This window comes from Pseudoxanthomonas sp. PXM04, assembly GCF_014851695.1.
GTDB classification, from domain to species: domain Bacteria; phylum Pseudomonadota; class Gammaproteobacteria; order Xanthomonadales; family Xanthomonadaceae; genus Pseudoxanthomonas_A; species Pseudoxanthomonas_A beigongshangi.
Genome location: NZ_JACVAG010000003.1, coordinates 1 through 22006 on the forward strand (window position 1 = coordinate 1; position 22006 = coordinate 22006).

Annotated in this window: 17 protein-coding genes; 10 read left to right on the forward strand and 7 right to left on the reverse strand. The window is 66.5% G+C overall.

Annotated features, from left to right (window positions below; genetic code table 11):
* Both IB228_RS08490 and IB228_RS08495 read left to right on the forward strand, forming a co-directional pair.
* Positions 1 to 624: thiol:disulfide interchange protein DsbA/DsbL (locus tag IB228_RS08490; RefSeq protein WP_192198106.1), on the forward strand; the 624-nt coding region annotated here is incomplete at its 5' end.
* Positions 625 to 662: 38 nt separating this feature from the next.
* Positions 663 to 1424, forward strand: coding sequence for an endonuclease/exonuclease/phosphatase family protein (locus tag IB228_RS08495; protein WP_141454629.1), 762 nt, complete (start codon positions 663 to 665; stop codon positions 1422 to 1424).
* A gap of 21 nt (positions 1425 to 1445) precedes the next feature.
* Here the strand turns inward: IB228_RS08495 and IB228_RS08500 are convergent, their stop codons facing one another.
* Positions 1446 to 2249 carry a sulfite exporter TauE/SafE family protein gene (locus tag IB228_RS08500; protein WP_221188935.1) on the reverse strand — a complete coding sequence of 268 codons (804 nt, stop codon included), beginning with the start codon at positions 2247 to 2249 and terminating at the stop codon, positions 1446 to 1448.
* Positions 2250 to 2311: 62 nt separating this feature from the next.
* Between IB228_RS08500 and IB228_RS08505 the strand changes: the two genes are divergently transcribed.
* The 4 genes from IB228_RS08505 (at position 2312) to IB228_RS08520 (ending at position 6620) form a co-directional block, all read left to right on the forward strand.
* Entirely contained in the window at positions 2312 to 4273 is a 1962-nt protein-coding gene (locus IB228_RS08505) for a transglycosylase SLT domain-containing protein (RefSeq protein ID WP_192198107.1), read from the forward strand.
* 31 nt (positions 4274 to 4304) lie between these two features.
* Complete coding sequence (locus IB228_RS08510) at positions 4305 to 5546, forward strand: multifunctional CCA addition/repair protein (RefSeq protein ID WP_192198108.1); 1242 nt, start codon at positions 4305 to 4307, stop codon at positions 5544 to 5546.
* Between the two features lie 75 nt (positions 5547 to 5621).
* On the forward strand, positions 5622 to 6089 hold the full coding sequence (locus tag IB228_RS08515) for a MarR family transcriptional regulator (RefSeq protein WP_192198109.1): 468 nt from the start codon (positions 5622 to 5624) through the stop codon (positions 6087 to 6089).
* 102 nt (positions 6090 to 6191) lie between these two features.
* The gene (locus IB228_RS08520; protein WP_141454480.1) at positions 6192 to 6620 is read left to right on the forward strand and encodes an organic hydroperoxide resistance protein; all 429 of its coding nucleotides are present in this window, start codon (positions 6192 to 6194) and stop codon (positions 6618 to 6620) included.
* Between the two features lie 40 nt (positions 6621 to 6660).
* On the opposite strand, the gene IB228_RS08525 is transcribed toward IB228_RS08520, so the two are convergent.
* The 6 genes from IB228_RS08525 to IB228_RS08550 all read right to left on the reverse strand — a co-directional run bounded on the left by IB228_RS08525 (position 6661) and on the right by IB228_RS08550 (position 13706).
* On the reverse strand, positions 6661 to 7926 hold the full coding sequence (locus IB228_RS08525) for a PQQ-dependent sugar dehydrogenase (protein WP_192198110.1): 1266 nt from the start codon (positions 7924 to 7926) through the stop codon (positions 6661 to 6663).
* A gap of 84 nt (positions 7927 to 8010) precedes the next feature.
* Entirely contained in the window at positions 8011 to 9087 is a 1077-nt protein-coding gene (locus IB228_RS08530) for a heparan-alpha-glucosaminide N-acetyltransferase domain-containing protein (protein WP_192198111.1), read from the reverse strand.
* Between the two features lie 30 nt (positions 9088 to 9117).
* Positions 9118 to 10266 carry an N-acetylglucosamine-6-phosphate deacetylase gene (gene nagA / locus IB228_RS08535; RefSeq protein ID WP_192198112.1) on the reverse strand — a complete coding sequence of 383 codons (1149 nt, stop codon included), beginning with the start codon at positions 10264 to 10266 and terminating at the stop codon, positions 9118 to 9120.
* A complete protein-coding gene (locus IB228_RS08540) occupies positions 10263 to 11327 on the reverse strand; it encodes an SIS domain-containing protein (RefSeq protein ID WP_192198113.1) in 1065 nt (354 codons plus the stop codon). Before IB228_RS08540 ends, nagA begins: the two co-directional genes overlap by 4 nt.
* Positions 11324 to 12388, reverse strand: a complete 1065-nt coding sequence (locus IB228_RS08545; RefSeq protein ID WP_141454635.1) for a LacI family DNA-binding transcriptional regulator — start codon at positions 12386 to 12388, stop codon at positions 11324 to 11326. Before IB228_RS08545 ends, IB228_RS08540 begins: the two co-directional genes overlap by 4 nt.
* A 43-nt stretch (positions 12389 to 12431) precedes the next feature.
* Positions 12432 to 13706 carry a sugar MFS transporter gene (locus tag IB228_RS08550; RefSeq protein ID WP_192198114.1) on the reverse strand — a complete coding sequence of 425 codons (1275 nt, stop codon included), beginning with the start codon at positions 13704 to 13706 and terminating at the stop codon, positions 12432 to 12434.
* Positions 13707 to 14155: 449 nt separating this feature from the next.
* Here IB228_RS08550 and IB228_RS08555 point away from each other — a divergent pair, with 449 nt between their 5' ends.
* The 4 genes from IB228_RS08555 to IB228_RS08570 all read left to right on the forward strand — a co-directional run bounded on the left by IB228_RS08555 (position 14156) and on the right by IB228_RS08570 (position 21971).
* Positions 14156 to 15154 (forward strand): glucokinase family protein, encoded by a 999-nt coding sequence (locus tag IB228_RS08555; protein ID WP_192198115.1) that lies wholly within the window; start codon positions 14156 to 14158, stop codon positions 15152 to 15154.
* Between the two features lie 151 nt (positions 15155 to 15305).
* Positions 15306 to 18005: a TonB-dependent receptor gene (locus IB228_RS08560; protein ID WP_192198116.1), complete on the forward strand. Its 2700-nt coding sequence runs from the start codon at positions 15306 to 15308 to the stop codon at positions 18003 to 18005.
* Between the two features lie 903 nt (positions 18006 to 18908).
* Positions 18909 to 19187, forward strand: a complete 279-nt coding sequence (locus tag IB228_RS08565; protein WP_192198117.1) for a hypothetical protein — start codon at positions 18909 to 18911, stop codon at positions 19185 to 19187.
* Between the two features lie 93 nt (positions 19188 to 19280).
* Positions 19281 to 21971 carry a TonB-dependent receptor gene (locus IB228_RS08570; RefSeq protein WP_192198118.1) on the forward strand — a complete coding sequence of 897 codons (2691 nt, stop codon included), beginning with the start codon at positions 19281 to 19283 and terminating at the stop codon, positions 21969 to 21971.
* Positions 21972 to 22006 lie beyond the last annotated feature (35 nt).

A 22006-nucleotide genomic window follows, 5' to 3' on the forward strand; every position in this document is an offset into this window, starting at 1 on the left:
ACCGATACCCCGGCGCCGGCCAATGCGCCCGCGCCGGTCGCGCCGTCCGGTCCCGCGCCGGTCGCCGGCGTCGACTACGAGCTGATTCCGAACGGCCAGCCCTACGCGCCGCTCAACGGCAAGATCGAAGTGGTGGAAGTGTTCGGCTATGTCTGCCCGGCCTGCGCCAGCTTCCAGACCCAGATCATGCCGTGGCGCAAGACGCTGCCGGCCGACGTCCGCCTGACCTACGTCCCGGTCGCCTTCGGTCCGGAATGGCTGCCGTACGCGCAGGCCTACTACGCCGCCGAGAGCAAGGGCCTGGTCGAACGCACCCATGACACGGTGTTCGCCAAGATCCACGCCGAGCGCAGCCTGCCGGGCGAGGGCAGGAAGCCGGACCCGGCCAAGGTCGCCGAGTTCTATGCCGGTTACGGCGTCAACGCCAAGGAATTCCTGGGCCTGATGAACAGCTTCGGCATCAATGCCAAGGTCAACCGCGCCAAGCAGTTCGCGATCCAGTCCGGCGTCAACAGCACGCCCAGCCTGGTCGTCAACGGCAAGTACAAGGTGAAGGGTCGCAGCTTCGAGGACATGCTGCGCATCACCGATCACTTGATCGCGCAGGAACGCGCCGCCAAGTAAGCCGCACCCCAGGTTCCCCCGCCCCCACCATGACGACGATGCCCGGCAAGCGCCGGTTGCGGGTGCTCAGCGCCAACATCCAGGCCGGCTCCAGCACCCGCCGCTACAGCGACTATGTGACCCGCAGCTGGTCACACGCGCTGCCTGCTGGCAACAAGCGGGGCAGCCTGGACGCCATCGCGCAGCTCGCCGGCGAACACGACATCGTCGGCCTGCAGGAGGCGGATCCGGGGAGCCTGCGTTCGGGATTCACCAACCAGACCCACTATCTGGCCGAGCGCGCGGGCTTCGACTACTGGACCCACCAGCCCAACCGCAACGTCGGGCGGGTGGCATCCAGCGCCAACGGCCTGTTGAGCCGGCTGGAACCGGTGGAGGTCAGCGACCATGCGCTGCCCGGCCGCATCAGCGGCCGCGGCGTGCTGGTGGCGCGGTTCGGCGATGGCGACGAAGGCCTCACCGTCGCCGTCGCGCACCTGTCGCTGGGCGCCAACTCGCGACGCGCGCAGTTGTCGTTCATCGCCGAACTGCTGTCGGATCATCCGCACGCCGTGCTGATGGGCGACTTCAACTGCATGCCCGACACACCGGAAATGGACGTGCTGTACCGGAACACCCGGCTGCGTCCGCCGCAGCACCGGATTCCGACCTTTCCCAGCTGGCGCCCGCAGCGCGCCATCGATCACATCCTGATCAGCGAAGCGCTGGTCGCCGACGGCGCGCGCGCGATGCCCGCCGCCAACTCGGATCATCTCGCCCTGGCGATGAGCATCGACGTGCCCGCCGAAGCCCTGCGCTGAGCAACGGATTCCCGGCCGCGGTCAGCCCGCGACCAGGATGCTGATCCCCATCACCACCATGAAGATCGCGAACACCCGCTTCAGCGCGGTGCCGCCGATGGCGTGCGCGAGCCGGGTGCCCCACGGCGCGGCCAGTACCGACGCCACCGCCACGCCGATTGCCGCCGGCAGGTAGACATAGCCCACCGCGTGTGCCGGCAGGGCGCCGGGAGGGGCATGCAATGCATAGCCCAGCGCGCTGCCAATCGCGATCGCCACGCCGCAGGCGCTCGACGTGCCCACCGCGCGGACCGGCGCGATACCGTGCCAGACCAGCACCGGCACGGTCATGCTGCCGCCACCGATACCGACCACCGCCGACACCGCGCCGATGCCGGTGCCGACCGCGGTCATCGGCCAACCGCGCGGCGGTGGCGCGGGCCCCGCCGCGCCGGCACCGTTGCGTGTTTTCCCGAACGCCATCTGCGCACCGGCGATCAGGCAGTAGATCGCCACCACCCAGCGCAGCACGTTGTCGTCCAGATACACCGCCAGCCCGCTGCCGAGCCAGCCACCCAGCAGCAGTCCCGGCACCATCCAGGCCACCGTCGGCCACATCACGCTGCCGCGCCGGTGATGCGCGTACGCGGAGGAGGTCGCGGTCAGCACGATGCTCGCCAGCGAACTGGCCAGCGCCGCGTGCATGGCCGCTTCCTTCGGGATGCCGAACAGCGGCAGCACCCATACCAGTGCGGCCACCAACACCAGCCCGCCGCCGATGCCGAGCAGGCCGGCCAGCACCCCGGCAACCACGCCCAGCAACGGGAAAATCCAGAAATGCTCCAAACGCAATCTCCTTCCATCAAGCACGCACGCGACCGTTCAGCCGGCTCCGGTATATTCCGGCCATGAACCGTCCCACCCCACTCATCGTACTCGCTGCGGCGCTCGCGCTCCTGCCCCTGGCCGCCGTCCACGCGCAGAACCTGGATGCGCAACGGCCACAATTGCGCGCGGCGCTGGAAGCCGCCGAGCGTGGGCAGTTCAACGCCGCGCAGTATGCAAGCCTGGCCTCGCACCCGATCTATGGCTGGGTCGAACTGGCCTCGCTGCGCCGCGACGTCGACAACCTGCCCACGTCGCAGGCGCAGGGTTTCCTCAAGCGCTACGAAGGCCAGGCGGTGGCGGAGAACTTCCGCGCCCTGTGGCTGGCGTCGCTGGCCCGCCGGCAGGACTGGCCGACGTTCCTCGGCGCATGGAAGCCCACCGAAAACACCACACTGCGCTGCGCCGAGCTGGATGCGCGCCAGGCCACCGGCCGCGCCGACGCGCAGTGGGTCAAGGACGCGCAGGCGTTGTGGCGCGGCGCGGCCAAATCGCTGCCGGACGGTTGCGATCCGGTGTTCGCGATCCTCGCCAACAAGGGCGGCCTGCCGCCCGCGCTGCGCTGGGAGCGCATCGACGCGGCCGCCGCCGAGAGCCAGACCGCGGTGATGCGCACCGCCGCGCGCGGCCTGCCGGGAGACGAAGCCGTGCTGGCCAACGACTACGCCGCCTTCATCGACGCCGTGCACGCGCGCGCCTTGAACTGGCCGAAGACCGATCGCAGCCGGCGCATGGCCAGCTATGGCCTGGCGCGGCTGGCCAGCCGCGACCCCGGCGCCGCCGAGACCCAACTGCCCCAATACGCCAGTGCGCTGGGCATGACTGAAGCCGATCGCGGCCGCGTGCTCTACCAGATCGCCCTGTGGACGGTGGCGTCCTACGAGCCGGATTCGGCGCGCCGCCTCAATGCCGTTCCCGAGTCGGCCTACGACGAACGCCTGCACGAATGGCGCGTACGCGAGGCGATGGCGCGTGGCGACTGGCGCGCCGCGCTGGTCGCGTTGCGCAAGATGCCGGCCAAGCAGCGCGAGGACTCGCGCTGGCGCTATTTCGAGGCACGCATGGCCGAGAAGACCGGTGACGCCGCCGCCGCGCAGCCCTTGCTGCGCGAGGCCGCGCGCACGCCGACCTTCCACGGCTTCCTCGCCGCGGACCGGCTCAAGCAGCCCTACGCGCTGTGCCCATGGATTCCCAACGATGGCAAGGCGGCCAAGGACGCAATCGCCCGCGATCCCGCCATCGTCCGCGCGATGGAACTGTGGAAGCTGGAGCGTTCCGGCTGGGCGGTCGCCGAATGGAACAGCGCGCTGTCGCGTTTCGACGACACCCAGCGCCGCATCGCGGTGGAAGTGGCGCAGGACAACGGCTGGTTCGATCGCGCCGTGTTCTCGCTGGGCAAGCGTCCGGACGAACAGCGCCTGTACCAGTTGCGCTTCCCGCTGCACCACGGCGAGACCATCCGTCGCGAATCCGCCCGCCATGCGCTGGACCCGGCCTGGGTGGCCGCCGAGATCCGCGCCGAGAGCGTGTTCAATCCGCGCGCCCGTTCCGGCGCCAACGCGATGGGCCTGATGCAGGTCGTGCCCGCCACGGGCGCGGCCACCGCCAAGCGCCTGGGCCTGCCCTGGGGCGGCGCCGCCAGCCTGTACGATTCGGACACCAACATCGCGCTGGGCACCGCCTACCTGCGCGAAATGGAAAACAAGTACGGCGTTCCCTATGTCGCCATCGCCGCCTACAACGCCGGTCCCACCCCGACCGCGCGCTGGCAGTCGCAGCGACCCGGCTACGATCCGGATATCTGGATCGAGACCATCAGCTACAAGGAAACCCGCGAATACGTCGCCCGTATCCTCGCCTTCAGCGTGATCTACGACTGGCGCCTCAACGGCAATGCCCTGCCGGTCAGCGACCGCATGCTCGGCAAGCTCGACGGCAAGCGCCGCGAGTTCGCCTGCCCGGATGCGCGCATGCCGAAGAGCTGATCCTCCCGCCACTATCCGGCATCATGCGCGCATGAAGACCTATCTCGTCGGCGGCGCGGTGCGTGATCGGTTGCTGGGCCTCGAGGCCGGCGACCGCGACCATGTGGTGGTCGGCGCCACGCCCGCGCAGATGCTGGCGCTGGGCTACAAGCAGGTGGGCCAGGATTTCCCGGTGTTCCTGCATCCGGACAGTGGCGAGGAATACGCGCTGGCGCGGACCGAGCGCAAGCGCGGACGCGGGTATCGGGGGTTCGAGGTCGATGCCGATCCCTCGGTCACCCTGGAAGAGGATCTGCAGCGGCGCGATTTCACCATCAACGCGATTGCCGAGGATGAGGACGGCCGCATCGTCGATCCCTGCGGTGGCGCGAAGGATCTGGACGCACGCCTGCTGCGGCATGTGGGCCCGGCCTTCGTCGAGGATCCCCTGCGGGTACTGCGCGCGGCCCGCTTCATGGCCCGGCTGGCGCCACTGGGCTTCACGATCGCGCCGGAAACGATGGCGCTGATGCGGGAGATGGCGGCCAGTGGCGAGCTCGACACACTGGTACCGGAACGGGTCTGGCAGGAACTGCGCCGCGCATTGGCCTGCGCGCGTCCCTCCGCCTTCCTGCGCACCCTGCACGAAGCCGGCGCGCTGGCCAGCGTGTTGCCCGAGGTGGACGCACTGTACGGCGTGCCGCAGCGCGCCGAATACCATCCCGAAATCGATACCGGTGTGCACCAGCAGATGGTCAGCGACATGGCCGCGAGACTGGCGCCGGGTGACGATCTGGTCGGCTTCGCCGCGCTCTGCCACGACCTGGGCAAGGCGCTCACGCCGGAGCAAGAGCTGCCGCGCCACGTCATGCACGAACAACGCGGGGTCGCGCCGGTGCTGGCATTGTGCGAACGGTTGAAGGTGCCGCTGGAACACCGCGACCTGGCAGTGATTGCCTGCCGCGAGCATCTCAACGTGCATCGCCTGGACGAACTGCGCGACGCCACCGTCTTCGAACTTCTGTCGCGCTGCGATGCGTTCCGCCGGCCCGAACGCATCGCGAGGCTGGCGCTGGTTTGCGAGGCCGACAAGCGCGGCCGGCTCGGCAACGAGGACACGGACTATCCACAGGGGCCGGCGCTGGTGCGCCTGCTCGCGGCCGCGATGGCGGTGAATGCCCGCGAGTTCGCCGCCGCGGGTCTCAGCGGACCCCGGATCGGCGAGGAACTGAGACGCGCCCGTATCCACGCGATTGCCGCCGCACGCCAGTCCATCGCGCCCGCCGGGACCTGATCCCCCCGGGGGCTGCGACGCAGCGTTCCATGAGATGCTTGCAATTAAATAGCGCGCTATGTAAATTGCACGGCCATGAGCAAGCCGACCGCCGCCGCCAAAGCGTCTCCCGCCAATCCGTTGGCGCTGGACAACCAGCTGTGCTTCGCGCTCTATTCGGCGCAGTTGGCGCTCAACAAGGTGTACCGGCAGTTGCTGGGCAAGTTGGGCCTGACCTACCCGCAATACCTGGTGATGCTGGTCCTGTGGGAAGGCGACGCGCTGACCGTCTCGCAGATCGGCGAGCACCTGTTCCTGGATTCGGCGACCCTGACTCCCCTGCTCAAGCGGCTGGAGGCTGGTGGCCTGATCGTCCGGGAGCGCGCACGCGAGGACGAGCGCCAGGTCATCATCAGCCTCACCGCGCAGGGCCGCACGTTGAAACAGAAGGCTCGAAGTATTCCGGAGGCGCTGCTATGCGCATCCGGCTGCAATCCCCGCGAAGTCACGGGGCTGAAGTCCCAGTTGGAAGCCCTGCGTGACAATCTGGGAGCAAATGCATGAGTCGCTTTTTCTTTCCCATTTAAATAGTACGCTATTAAATAGCAAACAAATTACCGGTCGTGGCGCCCGGCTCCGCCGCCACTTTCCTCCACGGAGACTCCCATGTCGATCGAGAAAGTCCTCTATACCGCCCACGCCACCGCCACCGGCGGCCGCGACGGCCGCGCCGTGTCCTCGGACAACGTGCTGGACGTGAAGCTCACCACGCCGCGCGAACTCGGTGGCGCGGGTGGTGACGGCACCAATCCGGAACAGCTGTTCGCCGCCGGCTACTCAGCCTGCTTCCTCGGCGCGCTGAAGTTCGTCGCCGGTCAGGCCAAGGCCAAGCTGCCGGCCGAGACCCGCATCGACGGCAGCGTCGGCATCGGCCAGATCCCCGGCGGCTTCGGCATCGAGGCCGAACTGCGCATCCACCTGCCGGGCTTGCCGCGCGAAGAGGCCGAGGCGCTGGTGCAGCAGGCGCACCAGGTGTGCCCGTACTCCAACGCCACCCGCGGCAACATCGACGTACGTCTGGTGGTCGTCGACTGATTTGCCTTGAGGCGCGTCCGCCGGTGTTGGCCGGCGGACGTCAGCCGCGATTGGGCGTGAGCTTCAGCAGGCGCGCATCCGCTCCGTCTTCCAGCAACCAGATCGCGCCGTCGGGCCCCTGTTCGACTTCGCGGATGCGACGTCCCATCGGATAGCGCTTCACTTCGCGCGGAGTGTCACCGAACTCCACCTGGATCAACGCCTGCGACGCGAGACCGCCGATGAAACCACGCCCACGGAAGTACGGAAACAGATCCGCCTGGTAGATGATGAACCCGGCCGGCGCGATCACCGGCGTCCATGAAATCTCCGGCGCGTTGAATTCGGGTCGGGTCGGATGATCCGGAATCGGGCTGCCATCGTAATTGTCGCCGTTGGAAACGATCGGCCAGCCATAGTTGGAGCCGCGCTCGATCAGGTTCAGTTCGTCGCCGCCAGCCGGTCCCATTTCGTGCGCCCACAGCCTGCCCGACGGATCGAACGCCAATCCCAGTACGTTGCGGTGTCCAAGTGACCAGACCTGCGCCGCTACCCCGCCCTGGTTGGAGAAGGGATTGTCGGGCGGCACGCTGCCATCGTCATTGAGCCGGATGATCTTGCCGAGATTGCTCTGCATGTCCTGCGCGGGCGAAGCCTTCTGGCGCTCGCCGGAACTGATCCACAGTTTGCCCCGCGCATCGAACAGCATGCGGTGGCTGTAGTGGGCGTCGCCGGTGACCTTGGGTACCTGCCGCCAGATCACCTGCAATCCTTCCAGCCGTCCGGTGTTGGCGCCGGCATCGATCACCAGCCGCGCCCGCGCCACCGCCGCGCCGCGCGTGCTGTTGGTGCCGGGCTCGGCAAAGCTCACGTAGATCATCCCGTTGTCGGCGAACCGCGGGTGCGGGATCACATCGCCAAAGCCACCCTGGCCGCCATAGGCCACGGTGGGCACCCCGCTGATCTCGCCACTTTGCCCGGTGGCGGGATTCAACAGGCGCAGGCGGCCGGGCTTCTCGGTCACCAGCAGGCGCCCATCCGGCAGGAAGGTCATCGCCCACGGCTGGTCGAAGCGCGCGACCTCGGTGCTGACGAAGGGCGGATCGGGAATCCGCAATGCGGGCTGCGTCCCGCCGGTCACCTGCGGTGCCGGCGCGGCCTGGGCGGCGGCCGCGATCGGCGGGGACGGCACATGGCCCGCGAGCACGAGTGGTGTCGACGCGGGTTCGTTCCGGTCATCGTCGGGCGCGGTCACCGCGACCGCATTGCCATCGCAGGCGATCAACGACAGGGTCAGGCAGGTGACGCTCCAGGCGGACAGGTTCATGGCCGGATTCCGGTCGGGGATGCCCCCTTTTACTCCGGTCAGGCGAAGGAAGTCGTGATCCGATGCGCGTCCCGCGTCGTGGCCTCAGACCTTCAGGTACCAGCGCCGGTGATCCATCAGCCGGACGATCGCCCACCAGACCAGGACGAACGCCACGGCGAAGGCCAGCGAAGGCAGGTACGGGCCGAACCGGGGTGTCATCCAGTCGGCGAAACCGTGCCGGTAGATCGCCTGCATCCAGCCCAGCGCGGAGAACGCATAGACCATGATCGCGGAGCCGGCATAGGCGGCGATCGCATTGACGCCGAAACTGCGTCCCCAGGGGCGCAGGCCCTTCCGATCGATCAGCACGTGCGCGACCCAGAGCGCCAGCAGCGCCCAGCCCGCCGTCCACACCACGTAGGAGGACGTCCACAGGTTCTTGTTCAACGGCAGCCACAGCGACCACAGTCCGCCGATCGCCAGCGCCAGCGCGGCCGCCGGCAGCAGCCGCCCGACCCGCTGGTGCCGCAGCCAGTCGCCGGCGCGCACGCCCAGCAGGGTCGTGGCGATGGCTGGCAACGTGCTGAGCAGTCCTTCGGGATCGTGGCCTCGCCCGGTAGCCGGATCGAACTGGTACAACAGGTGTCCGAACAACGCGGTGTCGACACGGCTGGCCAGATTGTCCAGCGGCGCGTAGGAGCCGCCGATCACCAGCAAGGCCCAGTACCCCAGCAACAGGACGACCGCCATCAGCCACTGGCTGCGCGGACGCAGGTACAGCGCCATCGCGCCGGCGGCGATGAAGCACAGGCCGATCCGCTGCAACACGCCCCAGGGCCGGAACCACGGCTTGTCGAGCCACCAGAACGCCAGTAGGTGCAGCAGCAGGCCGATGGCGATGATCTTGGTGCCGCGCCAGAGCACCGCGCGCAGCAAGGCACCGCGATCGCCGCCGGCTTCCAGCCGCGGCGAGACACCCAGCGAAATCGACACGCCGACGATGAACAGGAAGAACGGGAAGATCAGATCGGTCGGCGTGCAGCCATGCCACTCGGCGTGCATCAGCGGCGCATACACATGCCCCCAGTCGCCCGGATCATTGACCAGCAGCATCGCCGCGACGGTGAGGCCACGCAATGCATCCACCGAAGAGAAGCGCTGCGGCGCCTTCGTGCTCATCTCCACTGCGCTCCGTCGGCGACCGCGATATCAGCCCGCGTGCGCGGCGTGCTGGCCGTCAATCCAGGTCGCCGCCACCTGCAACCGATCGTCCAGCGCGACCAGGTTCGCGCGGAAGCCGGTGGCGATACGGCCGTGGGTGGCGGACAGTCCGAGGAACTCGGCCGGATAGGTCGAGGCCATGCGCGCGGCTTCGGCCAACGGCAGTCCCAGCAGGTTCACCGCGTTGCGCACCGCCATCGCCATGTCCAGCGCGGAACCGGCAAGCGAACCGGCCGCGTTGCGGACCACGCCGTCCACGGCGGTGATGGTCTCGCCATACAGTTCGTAGCTGGGATCGTCGGAACCCACCGGCGGCATCGCGTCGGTCACCAGGAACACCTTGCCGCGCGGCTTGGCCGCCAGCGCGACCCGCAGGCTGCCCGGATGCACGTGGTGGCCGTCGGCGATGATGCCGACCCAGCTGTCGGGATCCTCCAGCGCGGCGCCGACCGCGCCGGGCTCGCGTCCCTGCAGCGGCGACATCGCGTTGTACAGATGGGTGAAACCGCGGATGCCCGCGGCCAGGCCGGCGCGGATTTCCTCGTAGCTGCCGGCGGTATGGCCGGCGGCGACGACCGCGCCGCGCGCCACCAGCGCATGGATGGTTTCGGTCGGCAGGCGTTCGGGCGCGAGCGTGATCAGGGTGACGCCATTGTCCAGCGACGAGGCGAGCTCGATCTCCGCCGCGTCCGGCACGCGGAACTTGCCCGCATCGTGGGTGCCCTTGCGCGCCGGGGCCAGGTACGGCCCTTCCAGGTGGATGCCGAGCACCCCGGGCACACCCTCGGCGATCGCCTGGCGGGTCGCGGCGACGGCTTCGCGCATCACTTCGAGATCATCGCTGATCAGGGTCGGCAGGAAACCGGTGGTACCGAACCGGCGGTGCGCTTCGCCAATGCGGCGGATCGCCTCCACCGTCGGCGTATTGTTGAACAGCACGCCACCGCCGCCGTTGACCTGGGCATCGATGAAGCCCGGCACCAGCCATGCACCGCGCAGATCGTGGCGCGGCAAATCGGCGGGCAAATCCGCTTCCGGCAGTATCGAAACGATATCGCCGCCGTCGATGACCACCGCCACGCCCTCGGCGAAGCCCTGCGCGGTCAGCACGCGGCCCTGGACAAGCGCGGTGCTCATACGGTTTCGGTGACCTTGTTCAGATGCGGCGGCACGTCGGGGTTGTAGCCGCGACGCAGCGCCAGCGCGTTGATTGCACGGTAGTAGCTCTGGATGGTCAGCAGCGGAGAGCAGGCCGGATGCGGTGCGCGCACCAGCGGCAGCGACTCGCCGGGACCGGCGGTCGGATCGGCTTCCTCCGAAGCCACCCACACCTGCGCGCCGCGGCCGCGGAACTCGCGCGCCAGCGCCAGGGTTCCGGCGCCGGTTTCATCCGGCTGGGCGAAGCACAGCACCGGGAAGCCCGGACCGACCAGTGCCATCGGACCGTGCTTCACTTCGGCCGAGCTGTAGGCTTCGGCGTGCAGGCCGCAGGTTTCCTTGAACTTGAGCGCGGCTTCCTGCGCGGCGGCCAGGCCCAGGCCACGGCCAAGCACGAACAGGTTGTGCGCATCCACCAGGCCGTCGGTGACCGGCGACCAGTCCGCCGCCCACGCCTGCCGCAGCGCGTCCGGCAGCAGCGGCAGCGCATCGCGCAGGGTCGCCTCGTCCTTCCAGTACGCGCCCAGTTGCAGGATCGCCGCCAGCGAACTCAGGTAGCTCTTGGTCGCCGCGACGCTGCGCTCCGGACCCGCGTGCAGCGGGATCACCGTGTCGGCCAGTCCCGCCAAAGGCGAATCCTCGACGTTGACGATTGCCACCACCCGCGCACCGGCCTCGGCGGCGGCGCGCGCGTTGTGCAGCAGATCCGGACTCTTGCCCGACTGCGAGATGACGATGTACAGCGCGTCCCTGAGCTTCTGCTTCGCTTCGTACACCGAGCCCACCGAGGGCGAGGCCGACGCGGTGACGAAACCCAGCTGGGTTTCGAACAGGTACTTGGCGTAGGTCGCGGCGTGATCGGAACTGCCGCGTGCGCAGGTCACCACGAACGGCGGCGGATTGGCGCGCAGATCCGCGGCCAGCGCGCGGATCGTGGCCTCGTTGCGCTGGTACTGCGCGGCGACCACGTCGGCGGTCTGCTGCGCCTCCTGGAACATCAGCGTATCGGCGGGAGCGGGAAGTGGGGAAACGTCGGTCATGTCGTGGGGTCGGGGCGTTCGGCGCGCAGGCGGACCGGCGCGGTGGATCCGCGCACCACCAGTTGCGGCACGAAGCCCTGGTTGTGCACGGGAGTGGGGTTGTCGTCGTAGGCGTCCTGCCGCAGCGTGGCGATCAACAGGCGCGCGGCCTGCTTGGCGATGTCCTCGGTGGCCTGCTTGGCGGTGGTCAGCGGCGGCCAGGACTGGCGCGAGAACGGACTATCCTCGAAACCGGCGATGGACAGGTCGTAGGGCACGTTCATGCCCGCCGACTTGGCCGCCGCCAGCACGCCGGCGGCGATTTCGTCGTTGGAGCCGAAGATCGCCGTCGGCGGTTCGCGCAAGGCCAGCAGCCGGCGCGCACCGCGGAATCCGTCATCGAAGGTGTAGTCGCCGGGCACCACCAGGTGCTTGTCCAGCGGGATGCCGTAATCCTTCAACGCCTTCTCGTAGCCGTTGTAGCGCTCGATCGAGGAACGGTGCGCAAGCCCGCCCCAGAGGAAACCGATGCGCTGGTGGCCCAACTGGATCAGGTGCTCGGTGATCTCGTAGGCGGCGTCGTGATCGTCCACGTACACGCAGGGCTGTCCGTCCTGCGGATCCTCGGTGGCGGCGATGATCCGCACCATCTTGACGCCGCGCGCGGCCAGCGCGTTCACCAGTTCCATCCGTTCGGACATCGGCGCGGTCAGCACCAGTCCGGCCAGGCGCGAGCGCTGCACGAACTCGGCCAGTTCCTCGGCCAGCAGCGGTGAAGTCGAGTCGCAGGGATGAATCTGCAGGCCGAAACCGGTTTCCCGGCACGCCGCCAACACGCCGTTCTGCACGCCGATGATGTGGTACGGGTTGGGGTTGTCGTAGACCAGCCCGATCACGAACGGCGTGCCGCTGCGCAGGTTGCGCGCGGATTGATCCGGTTCGTAGTCCAGTTCGGCGATGGCGTGCAGGACGCGCGCGCGCGTGCCCTGCATCACCGACGGCTCGTTGTTGATGACCCGCGAGACCGTCTTCAGCGAAACCTTGGCCCGCTCGGCGACATCCTTGATGGTGGGCCTGCGCATGCCGTTCTCAGCCATGGGAAATCTCCACGCGGTCCATGGCCGCTCAACCCGCCTTCACGCGGCCGACATTATGGCCGCGCAGGGCGAAGAACAGGATGTACAGGTAGCAGGGCACCGCCAGCGCGGTGAACACCAGCTGGAAATCGTGGCTCTGCTTGAACACCGCGAACAGCTGCGGAATCACCGCGCCGCCGGCGATGCCCATGATCAGCAGCGCCGATCCGGTTTCGGTGAAGCGGCCCAGGCCCTGGATCGCCAGCGGGAAGATCGCCGGCCACATCATCGCGTTGGCGAAGCCGAGCGCGGCAACGAAGCCGACCGACACATAGCCATGGGTCAGGAACGCGCCGATCGCGAACACGATGCCCAGCACGGCCGACACGCTGAGGTAGCGCTCCTGCGAGATGAAGCGCGGGATGGCGACCAGGCCGAACAGGTAGCCCAGTAGCATCGCGAACAGGGTGTAAAGCGTGAATATCTTGGTCTCGTCCAGCGGCAAGCCGAAACCTTCTCCATAGGTACCGATGGCATCGCCGGCAAGCACTTCCACACCGACATAAACGAACAGGCAGATCACGCCCAGCAGCAGGTGTGGAAACTGGAACACACTGCGGCGAGTCGTCTCTTCACCACCAGCTCCGTTGGCATTAGCTTCGGCGGTGTTCACTTCCGGCAACGGCGAGAACAGGATGCCGACCGCCAACAATACCAGCAGGCCGGCCATCACCATGTAGGGGCCGTAGACGCGGGCGGCGAACTCGTTGAGCAGGAGTTCCTTCGCCTCCGGGGCGGCAGCTTCGACCTGCGCGGCGAGGTCGCCCATGCCGTGCATCACGAAAGCCGCCAGCGCGATGGGCGCGAGCATGCCGGCGACCTTGTTGCAGATGCCCATCACCGCGATGCGCTGCGCCGCGCCCTCGATCGGGCCAAGGATGCTGATGTAGGGATTGGCCGCGGTCTGCAGGATCGCCAGGCCGGCGCCGATGGTGAACACGCCACCGAGCGCGCCGGGATACCAGCGATGGGTGGTGAACTGGCCGAACACCAGCGCACCGATCGCCATCACGAACAGCCCCAGCGCCATGCCCTTCTTCATGCCGGTCTTGCGCAGGATCACCGAGGACGGCAACGCCAGGCAGAAATAGGAAATGTAGAACGCGCTGGGAATCAGGAAGGCGTAGGTCTCGCTGACATTGAACGCCAGCTTGGCGAAGGTGATCAGCGGCCCGTTGAGCCAGGTGACAAAACCGAAGATGAAAAACAGCAGGCCGATGATGGCAATGGACACGTATTGTCGCGAGCCTTGTACCGCAGTCATGTCTGGCGAACTCCCCTCTCTCTGATTGTGATGGCCGATCCGCGACCGGCGTCCACGCCCTGCCGCTGCGTGGCTCCCTCTGGAAACAACGTTGTCACAGAATCGTCCGCGAAGCCACCCGCGACCGGTTTCTCCTTGCACGCGTACAGCACGCTGGGGTTTCCGGATTTGTGGCACCGCAACAACGGGCACGGCCCGAAGGACGCCTCAAACCCTTAAATCTGAATGTATTTCTTCAGTTTTGAAACTGAACAGGAGAGTCTGCATCGGATCACACGCAAATTTGATCCGAGCACCACCCGCCCTGCCTGTATTTGATGACAGAGTGTTGACAACGTTGTCAAACCCCTCCCACACTCCGGCGCCATCGGGGCTGTTCGTTTTCGCCCTTTCGCGGACATGTGGGGAGACGTGTGGTCGCAATCGCCAATCCATTGCCGGTGGATCCCATGAGCCGGGCAGGCGACGCCTTCATTGCCGCGGATGTCGGCGGCACCCACGTCCGTGTCGGACTGGTACGCGGCGGCAACGATCCGGCCGTGCCCATCAGCGTGCTGGAATACCGCAAATACGCCTGCGCCGACTACCCGGGGCTGGCCGACATCCTGCAGGACTTCCTGGCCGGCCTGGGTGGCCTGCCTGTGAATCGTGGCGTGATCGCCAGCGCCGGCTACGCGCTGGAAGACGGTACCGTCATCACCAACAACCTGCCCTGGCGCCTGTCGCTGGCCGAACTCCGCGCGCGCCTGGGTTTCGATGACTTCCAACTGGTCAACGATTTCGAAGCGGTCGCGCACGCCGCCGCGCAGGTCGACGCCAGCCAGGTGCTGCAGCTCGCCGGCCCGGTCGGCGCGCCGCCGCGCGGCCCCATCCTGATCCTGGGTCCGGGCACCGGTCTGGGCGCGGCGGTGTGGATTCCGTCGGGCAAGCGCTCGGTGGTGCTGGCGACCGAAGCCGGCCAGGCCGCGCTCACCGCCGGCAACGCGCTGGAAATGGCGGTGCTGACGGAAATGCTGAAGACGCGTCCGCACGTGCCGATCGAACAGGCGTTGTCCGGCCCCGGACTGATGAACCTCTATACCGCCCTGTGCGCCGTGCGCGGTGGCGTGACGCCCGCCCATTCGCGTCCCGGCGATATCACCGCCGCCGCCCTCGCGGGCGAAGACGCGCAGGCCCGCGAGACACTCGACGTGTTCTGCGGCCTGCTCGGCAGCGTGGTCGGCGACATGGCGCTGCTGTACGGCGTGCAGGGCGGTGTCTACCTGGCCGGCGGCATCCTGCCGAACATCCGCGAATTCCTTCTCCAGAGCAGCTTCGTACCGCGTTTCCTCAACAAGGGAACGATGCGCGAGGCGCTCGAACGCATTCCCGTGAAGCTGGTCGAGCACGGGCAACTGGGCGTCATCGGCGCCGCCAGCTGGTACCTCGATCAAACCGAAAACAACTGAAGAAAAAAGAAAAGAAACGAAGGCGTCGGCACAGGCGCCCGCAAAAAGAAACGGGTCGGAGCGGTCAGCCGATTCCCTGGCAGCAAAGGCAGCAATACGGCTCCGGATCACGCCCCGGCCGACAACCAAAAATCATGATGGGAGAGACACCATGAATCACCGTAAATCGCTACTCGCCGTCGCCGTCGCGACGGGCCTCGCGGTCTCCATGCACGCCCAGGCGCAGGATGCTGCCACCCAGCAACAGGCCCAGCCGGCCGCGCAGCAGCAGGCCACCGATCTGGACACCGTGGTCGTCACCGGTATCCGCGGCTCGATGGAGAAGTCGCTGGATACCAAGCGCGAAGCCAATTCCCGCGTGGAAGTGGTCACGGCCGAAGACGTCGGCAAGCTGCCGGCCCATAACGTGGCCGACACCCTGCAGCGCCTGCCGGGCGTGAACATCAGTTCGTCGTCTTCCGATGAAGGCGGCTTCGACGAAGCCGACCGCGTCAGCCTGCGCGGCACCAGCCCCAGCCTGACCCAGACCCTGATCAACGGCCACACGGTCGGCTCGGCCGACTGGTTCGTGCTCAGCCAGGGCAACAACGTCGGTCGCAGCGTCAGCTACACCCTGCTGCCCTCCGAACTGGTCAGCTCGGTGGAAGTGCACAAGTCCTCGCAGGCCAAGCTGCCCGACGGCGGCACCACCGGCTCGGTCAACATCATCACCCGCAAGCCGCTGCAGTTCGCCGACAAGATCACCGCCGAAGCCTCGCTGGGCGTGGTCAACGCGGAACAGGCTGATTCCACCGACCCGCAGATCTCGGGCCTGTTCAACTACAAGAACGACGCCGGCACCTTCGGCGTGATGGTCCAGGCATTCAGCCAGAAGCGCGAACTGCGCCGTGAAGCGCAGGAGGTTCCGGGCGGCTTCTTCCAGATCTCGGCCACCGATCCGGCCGGCATCAGCAATCCGGATCTGGTTGGCGTCTGGGCCCCCGGCCTGCTCGGCTCGACCCTGTTCGAACAGACCCGCGAGCGCAAGGGCGGCCTGATCGAACTGCAGTTCAAGCCCAACGACGACCTGACCCTGGGCCTGAGCGGCTTCCGTTCGGACATGGACGCCAACAACTACAACCGCAACTTCATGATGTGGGGTGGCAATTTCGCCCGCGCATGGGCTCCGGATCCCGGCTACGTGGTCAAGGACGGCGTGCTGACCAACGCCACCTACACCGGCCAGGCCGGGCAGAACTACGCGGTGTACGACATGATCTACCGCGAGGCGTCGGCCAAGAGCGAATACGTCACCTTCGACGTCGACTGGCAGATCAACGACAACCTGAGCTCCAAGTTCCAGGTCGGCACCACCAGCGGCGAAGGTTCCACCCCGCGCCAGTTCATCGCCGAACTGAACATGGCCAATGGTGGCGGCGCCAGCTGGACCAGTCATGGCGCCGGCTCGCCGGTGGACTGGAACGTGGGCGGCGATCTGAGTCCCGCCAGCGCCACCTGGGGCGGCACCTGGGGTAACCAAGAGGTCACGGCGAAGGACGACGAGGACTGGTTCACCGCCGACTTCACCCACTACTTCAACAGCGGCGTGCTGTCATCGCTCGACTTCGGTGCGCGTTACGCCGACCACACCCGCGAAGCGCTGTCGCCGGAAGGCGCCAGCCCCGGGGCTGGCATCTGGGACGCACTGCAGAATGGCGCCACCGCGCCGTATCCGGGCGGCTTCGCCAGCAGCATCGGCGGCAGCTTCCCGCGCGATCTGTGGTACTTCACGCCGGGCGCGCTGAAGGACGCGATCATCAACAACTCGACGTGGCTGTACAACAACGATGGTCCGACCGGTCGCCACAACTACGGCGCCGAGTGGAAGGTGGAGGAGAAGAACCTCGCCGCCTACATCCAGGCCAACTTCGTCGGCGACAACTGGAGCGGCAACATCGGTCTGCGCTACGTCAACGTCGACCAGGACATCAGCTCCTACCAGGCCGTCGCCAACGCGGCCAATGCCGATGTCTCCAGCCTGTTCGGCCAGTGGATCCGCAAGTTCACCAACAACAAGCACAGCCGTGTCCTGCCCAGCGCGAACATCAAGTTCGACATGGGCGAGAACCTGGTGTTCCGCTTCGCCGCCTCGCAGACGCAGACCCTGCCCGACTTCTCCGCGCTGGGCGCTTCGTCCTGGGGCTCGGATCTGAACCGCACCGGTGGTGGCGGCAATCCGAACCTGGATCCGGTGGTCTCCACCAACTTCGATGCCAACATCGAGTGGTACTTCATGCCGCGCGGCCTGCTGTCCGTCGGCGCCTATTCGATGAACATGAAGGACTACGTCGCCTTCGGTACGGAAAAGCAGATGCTGTTCAGCGAGTTGACCAACCAGCTCGAGGAATACCTGGTGTCCGTGCCGGTCAACTCCGACGGCAAGGTCACCGGCGTGGAATTGGCCTACGAGCAGCCGATCGGTGACAACTTCGGCGTGGTCGCCAACTACACCTACGCCAACGGCAGCACCTCGCACACCTGGGCCGACGGCAGCGACAATCTGCTGGGCACCTCGAAGAACACCTACAACGTGGGCGCCTACTTCGAGAACGACACCTTCGGTGCGCGCGTGAGCTACACCCGCCGCTCCTCGTTCCTGATCGGCCTGTCCGGCGCCAACCCGTACTACCAGGATGACTTCGGCACCCTGTCGGCGGCGCTGAGCTACAAGTTCAACGACCATCTTAGCTTCTCGCTGGATGCGCTGAACCTCAACGATCCGACCATCAAGTACTACCAGAGCGCGGCGATCCCGACCTCGTTCTACAGCAATGGTCGCCAGTACTACTTCAATGTCCGCCTGAAGTTCTGATCGCGGCAATCTGACAGAGCGCTCCCTCTGCAGGGCCTGGACTTGTCCAGGCCCTTTTTTTTGCTCGCCATTCCGGACTACAGGCGACGGAAAGCCGGCCGGGCCTCGATTGCCCGGGCACACACGGTTCGAGATCGCCTGCGGAACCACTGAAGACGCGACCTGCGATGTGCCTATCGCGCTCCCAATCCGCGGGCATGGCAGCATCCCGCGCCGATGAGTGACGACGACCGCGCGGACTGAAGACCACGGCACCGTGGTCCATCCAGCCGATGCGAATACACCCGTCGTGTTCGTCGCCGGATAGCCGCGCAGCCGCCGCGCGTTCGCGCTGGACGCGAAGCACCAGTCCGGCGCACGTCGAGCGTACTGGCGATTCGCGTGGACAAAGGCGCTTCCATCGGGCCGGCGGGAATGCGCTGTTGATGGACCCGACGACCTTGAAAGACGTACCCGACCTTCCCTGTCGCATGCCGGCACCTGGCGTGGTTTCAACAGCCGCACCTCGTGCCAAATCGCACCGGTCAACCTGCGGTACGGGGACATGCCGACCGATGCCATCGATTCACCGGCGGCACCGCGCCCGACGACGCCTTGTCTTCAACGAGCCACGTGGAAGGACGCGACTTCCGAGTGGCTCACAGAGGATTTCGTGCCAGATAATTTTTTACAAGCAACAGCACGAAAACGACAATTCCCGGATATCCATAGGGGCATTTCCGGACACTCCAGCGCCAGAACCAACAAAAACCCAGTCAAATCAACCATCTTATTGATGCGGCGCAGCACGTCTTTTATGAAAATTTTTTGCAATTTGCTTGACAACGTTGTCAGCACTCTCCCACACTCGGCTTCGAAGGGGGCCTGAGGGGGCTCCCGTCTGCGGGACATGTGGGGAGACGTGTGGCTGCCATCACCAATCCAGCGCCCAGGGTGGAATCGCGACTGCGGGAACAGTCCCTGTCCGCCGCCGCCATGACCTGCTCGCCCGTCCGCTCGGGCTCGATGCGCGCCGCCGATGCCTCCGTTCGACCGGTCATCGCCATCACCGACCTGGTCGCCGCCCGCGGAATACCGCAGGGCAACCCGCTCGAATGCATTCCCGCGAGGCTGGCCATGGATGGGCAACGGGACGTCGCCGACGCCCCCCGTTGGCAGCCCGGCCGGATCGCACCTCGGTAAGACAGCGGCGAGTTGCCCGCCGTGGGAGTCAGGCAACCGCACGACCCGCCAGCAAGGCGGGCCGACCACAAAAATCATGATGGGAGAGACAGCATGAGCAACCGCAAGACCGCACTATCCGCCGCAATCGTGATGTGCCTGAGCATCACCGCTCACGCCCAGGACGCCGCGCCAGCGCAGGCCGCCGCCGACACGGGCGAAGCCGTCGAACTGGACAAGGTCGTCGTCACCGGCATCCGCGCCAGCCTGCAGCAGTCGCTCGACACCAAGCGCAACGCCGACGCCATCGTCGACGTGATCACCGCCGAGGACGTCGGCAAGTTCCCCGCCACCAACGTGGCCGAGGCGATGACGATCATTCCCGGCGTGGCGATCGACCGCGCATTCGGCCAGGGCGAGAAAGTCAGCATCCTGGGCACCGATCCTTCGCTCAACCGCACGCTGCTCAACGGCCAGTCCATCGCCTCCGGCGACTGGAACATGTCCGAATTCCCGACCCGCACCTTCAACTATTCCCTGCTGGCGCCACAGCTGGTGGGCAAGGTGGAGGTGTTCAAGTCGCCGGAAGCGCGCATCGACGAGGGCTCGATCGGCGGCACCGTGATCATCAGCACCCGCAAGCCGCTGGACATGGCCAAGGACATCACCATCGCCGGCCAGATCAACTATGTTCGCAATGACCGCGTCGAGGACACCGACCCACAGGCTTCCGCCCTGTTCGGTTGGAAGAACGACGCCGGCACTTTCGGCTTCATCGTGTCCGCGCAGAAGGCCAAGGAACAAATCCGCCGCGACGGCATCGAGTCCTATGGCACTGTCACCGCCGCCCAGTTCCGCGACGGTTCCGGCGGCGCGCCGGGCTCGGTCGGTTCCGGCAACTGCACCGGCACCTGCGAACAGACGCTGACAAACAACATGACCGCGGTCGGCCCCAACTCGATGAGCGCGCATTTCTTCGAGCAGGAACGTGATCGCCGTACGTATTCGGCCTCGTTGCAGTTCAAGCCGGTCGAACAGCTGGATATCGAACTCAATGCGCTGAAGATCGACTCCAGCTACGATCACTCCACGCAGTCGATGTTCGCGATGCAAGGCAACACCTGGAACAGCCTGAGCAGGCTGACCGACGTCACCGTCCAGAACGGCCTGATGACGCGCGGCACCATGAACGACGGCCTGGTCATCTTCGACCTGCAGCATCGCGAAGCCTCCGTCGAGTCCGAAACCTATGATCTGAAGGCCACCTGGAACGACGAGCGCTGGTTCGCCTCGACCCAGTTGGGCTCGACCAAGGCCGATGGCGGCCCGCGCCAGGTGTTCGGCGAATTCCTTGCCCGCGCCGACTACACCTGGGACATCAGCAATGCGCCCAAGCATCCGGGCAGCCTGACCTTCCACGGCGCCAATCCGTTCCTGGATCCGGCGTCCTTCCAGATGGATGCGGGCTGGGGTGGCAACGTGGTGGAGAAGCCGACCCTGGACAAGGAGAAGTACGGCCAGGTCGATTTCGGCCTCAAGCTCGACTCGCCGGTCTATCTGCTCCGTTTCGGCTACAAGAAGCGTGATCACGAGACCAGCCAGATCCAGCGCGGCGTGATTCTTTCCGGCGTCACCACCGCCGCATCCCGGTTCAGCCCGCGCTGGCTGCCGGGCAACTACCTGGACGGCTTCAGCGGCTACGGCGATCTCGGCCGGCGCTTCACCATCGACGGTTCCCAGTTGGCCGACTATATCCTCGGCGGTGAATGGCTGCCGCCCGGCCAGAGCATGACGCCGATCTCCACCTTCAACTCGGCCGAGTTTGTCCGCAACACCTGGTCGATCAATGAAGACATCCAGGCTGCGTACGTCCAGGCCGATTTCAGCTTCGGCAAGCTGCGCGGCAACGTCGGCGTCCGCCATGTACGGACGGAATCGGAGAACGGCAGCTGGAAGTGCTCGGTCAACGTCGCCAACTGCGCGGTCAGCCAGTACGTGCCGCAGGTGCTGAAGAAGAAGTACAACAACACCCTGCCCAACGTGAATCTTGTCTACGACGTCAACGACGAGTTCGTGCTGCGCTTCTCCGCGGCGCAGGTGATGGCGCGTCCCAACTACGCGGACATGTCCAGCTACCTGTGGCTGGCGGACGCCACCCTCAAGGGCGGTGGCGGCAATCCGGACCTCAAGCCTTACCGCTCGACCAATCTGGACCTGTCAGCCGAATGGTACTTCTCGCCGAACTCCATCCTGGCCGGCTCGATTTTCTACAAGGACATCTCCGACTACGTGCTGATGACCTCGGGCAAGGAAGATCACTGGAACATCAACCAGAACCAGGTCAGCACCTACGACGTGGATCGCCCGCGCAATGCCGGTGACGCCAAGGTCAAGGGAGCGGCGATCGCCTACCAGCAGGACATCGGCGCGGGCTTCGGCGTCCTGGCCAACTACACGTTCTCCGATGCCCAGGCCAACAGCGGCCGCGACCTGCCGTTCAATTCCCGCCACCAGTTCAACATCAGTCCCTACTTCGAAAGCGGCAACTGGACGGCCCGGATCACCTATGGATGGCGGGACAAGTACTTCACCCAGGTCAGCGGCGGGCGCGAAATCTGGGTCAAGGACTACGCATCGCTGGATGCCAGCGTCGGCTACCGCGTCAACGACTTCCTGAGCGTCAGCCTGGACGGCATGAACCTGCTCGACGAGGAGTACCACAGCTATTCGGGCGTGGAGCAGCTGACCCGAGGCGTGTATCGCACCGGCCGCCGCTTCATGACCTCGCTGCGCGTGCAGTTCTGATGCCATCGCTTTGCCTTTGACATTATTGTCTCTCC

Coding starts and splice junctions, on each gene's coding strand:
- IB228_RS08495 (WP_141454629.1), top strand. CDS start 663: ATGCCCGGCAAGCGCCGGTTGCGGGTGCTCAGCGCCAACATCCAGGCC.
- IB228_RS08505 (WP_192198107.1), top strand. CDS start 2,312: ATGAACCGTCCCACCCCACTCATCGTACTCGCTGCGGCGCTCGCGCTC.
- IB228_RS08510 (WP_192198108.1), top strand. CDS start 4,305: ATGAAGACCTATCTCGTCGGCGGCGCGGTGCGTGATCGGTTGCTGGGC.
- IB228_RS08515 (WP_192198109.1), top strand. CDS start 5,622: ATGAGCAAGCCGACCGCCGCCGCCAAAGCGTCTCCCGCCAATCCGTTG.
- IB228_RS08520 (WP_141454480.1), top strand. CDS start 6,192: ATGTCGATCGAGAAAGTCCTCTATACCGCCCACGCCACCGCCACCGGC.
- IB228_RS08525 (WP_192198110.1), bottom strand. CDS start 7,926: ATGAACCTGTCCGCCTGGAGCGTCACCTGCCTGACCCTGTCGTTGATC.
- IB228_RS08530 (WP_192198111.1), bottom strand. CDS start 9,087: ATGAGCACGAAGGCGCCGCAGCGCTTCTCTTCGGTGGATGCATTGCGT.
- nagA (WP_192198112.1), bottom strand. CDS start 10,266: ATGAGCACCGCGCTTGTCCAGGGCCGCGTGCTGACCGCGCAGGGCTTC.
- IB228_RS08540 (WP_192198113.1), bottom strand. CDS start 11,327: ATGACCGACGTTTCCCCACTTCCCGCTCCCGCCGATACGCTGATGTTC.
- IB228_RS08545 (WP_141454635.1), bottom strand. CDS start 12,388: ATGCGCAGGCCCACCATCAAGGATGTCGCCGAGCGGGCCAAGGTTTCG.
- IB228_RS08550 (WP_192198114.1), bottom strand. CDS start 13,706: ATGACTGCGGTACAAGGCTCGCGACAATACGTGTCCATTGCCATCATC.
- IB228_RS08555 (WP_192198115.1), top strand. CDS start 14,156: ATGAGCCGGGCAGGCGACGCCTTCATTGCCGCGGATGTCGGCGGCACC.
- IB228_RS08560 (WP_192198116.1), top strand. CDS start 15,306: ATGAATCACCGTAAATCGCTACTCGCCGTCGCCGTCGCGACGGGCCTC.
- IB228_RS08570 (WP_192198118.1), top strand. CDS start 19,281: ATGAGCAACCGCAAGACCGCACTATCCGCCGCAATCGTGATGTGCCTG.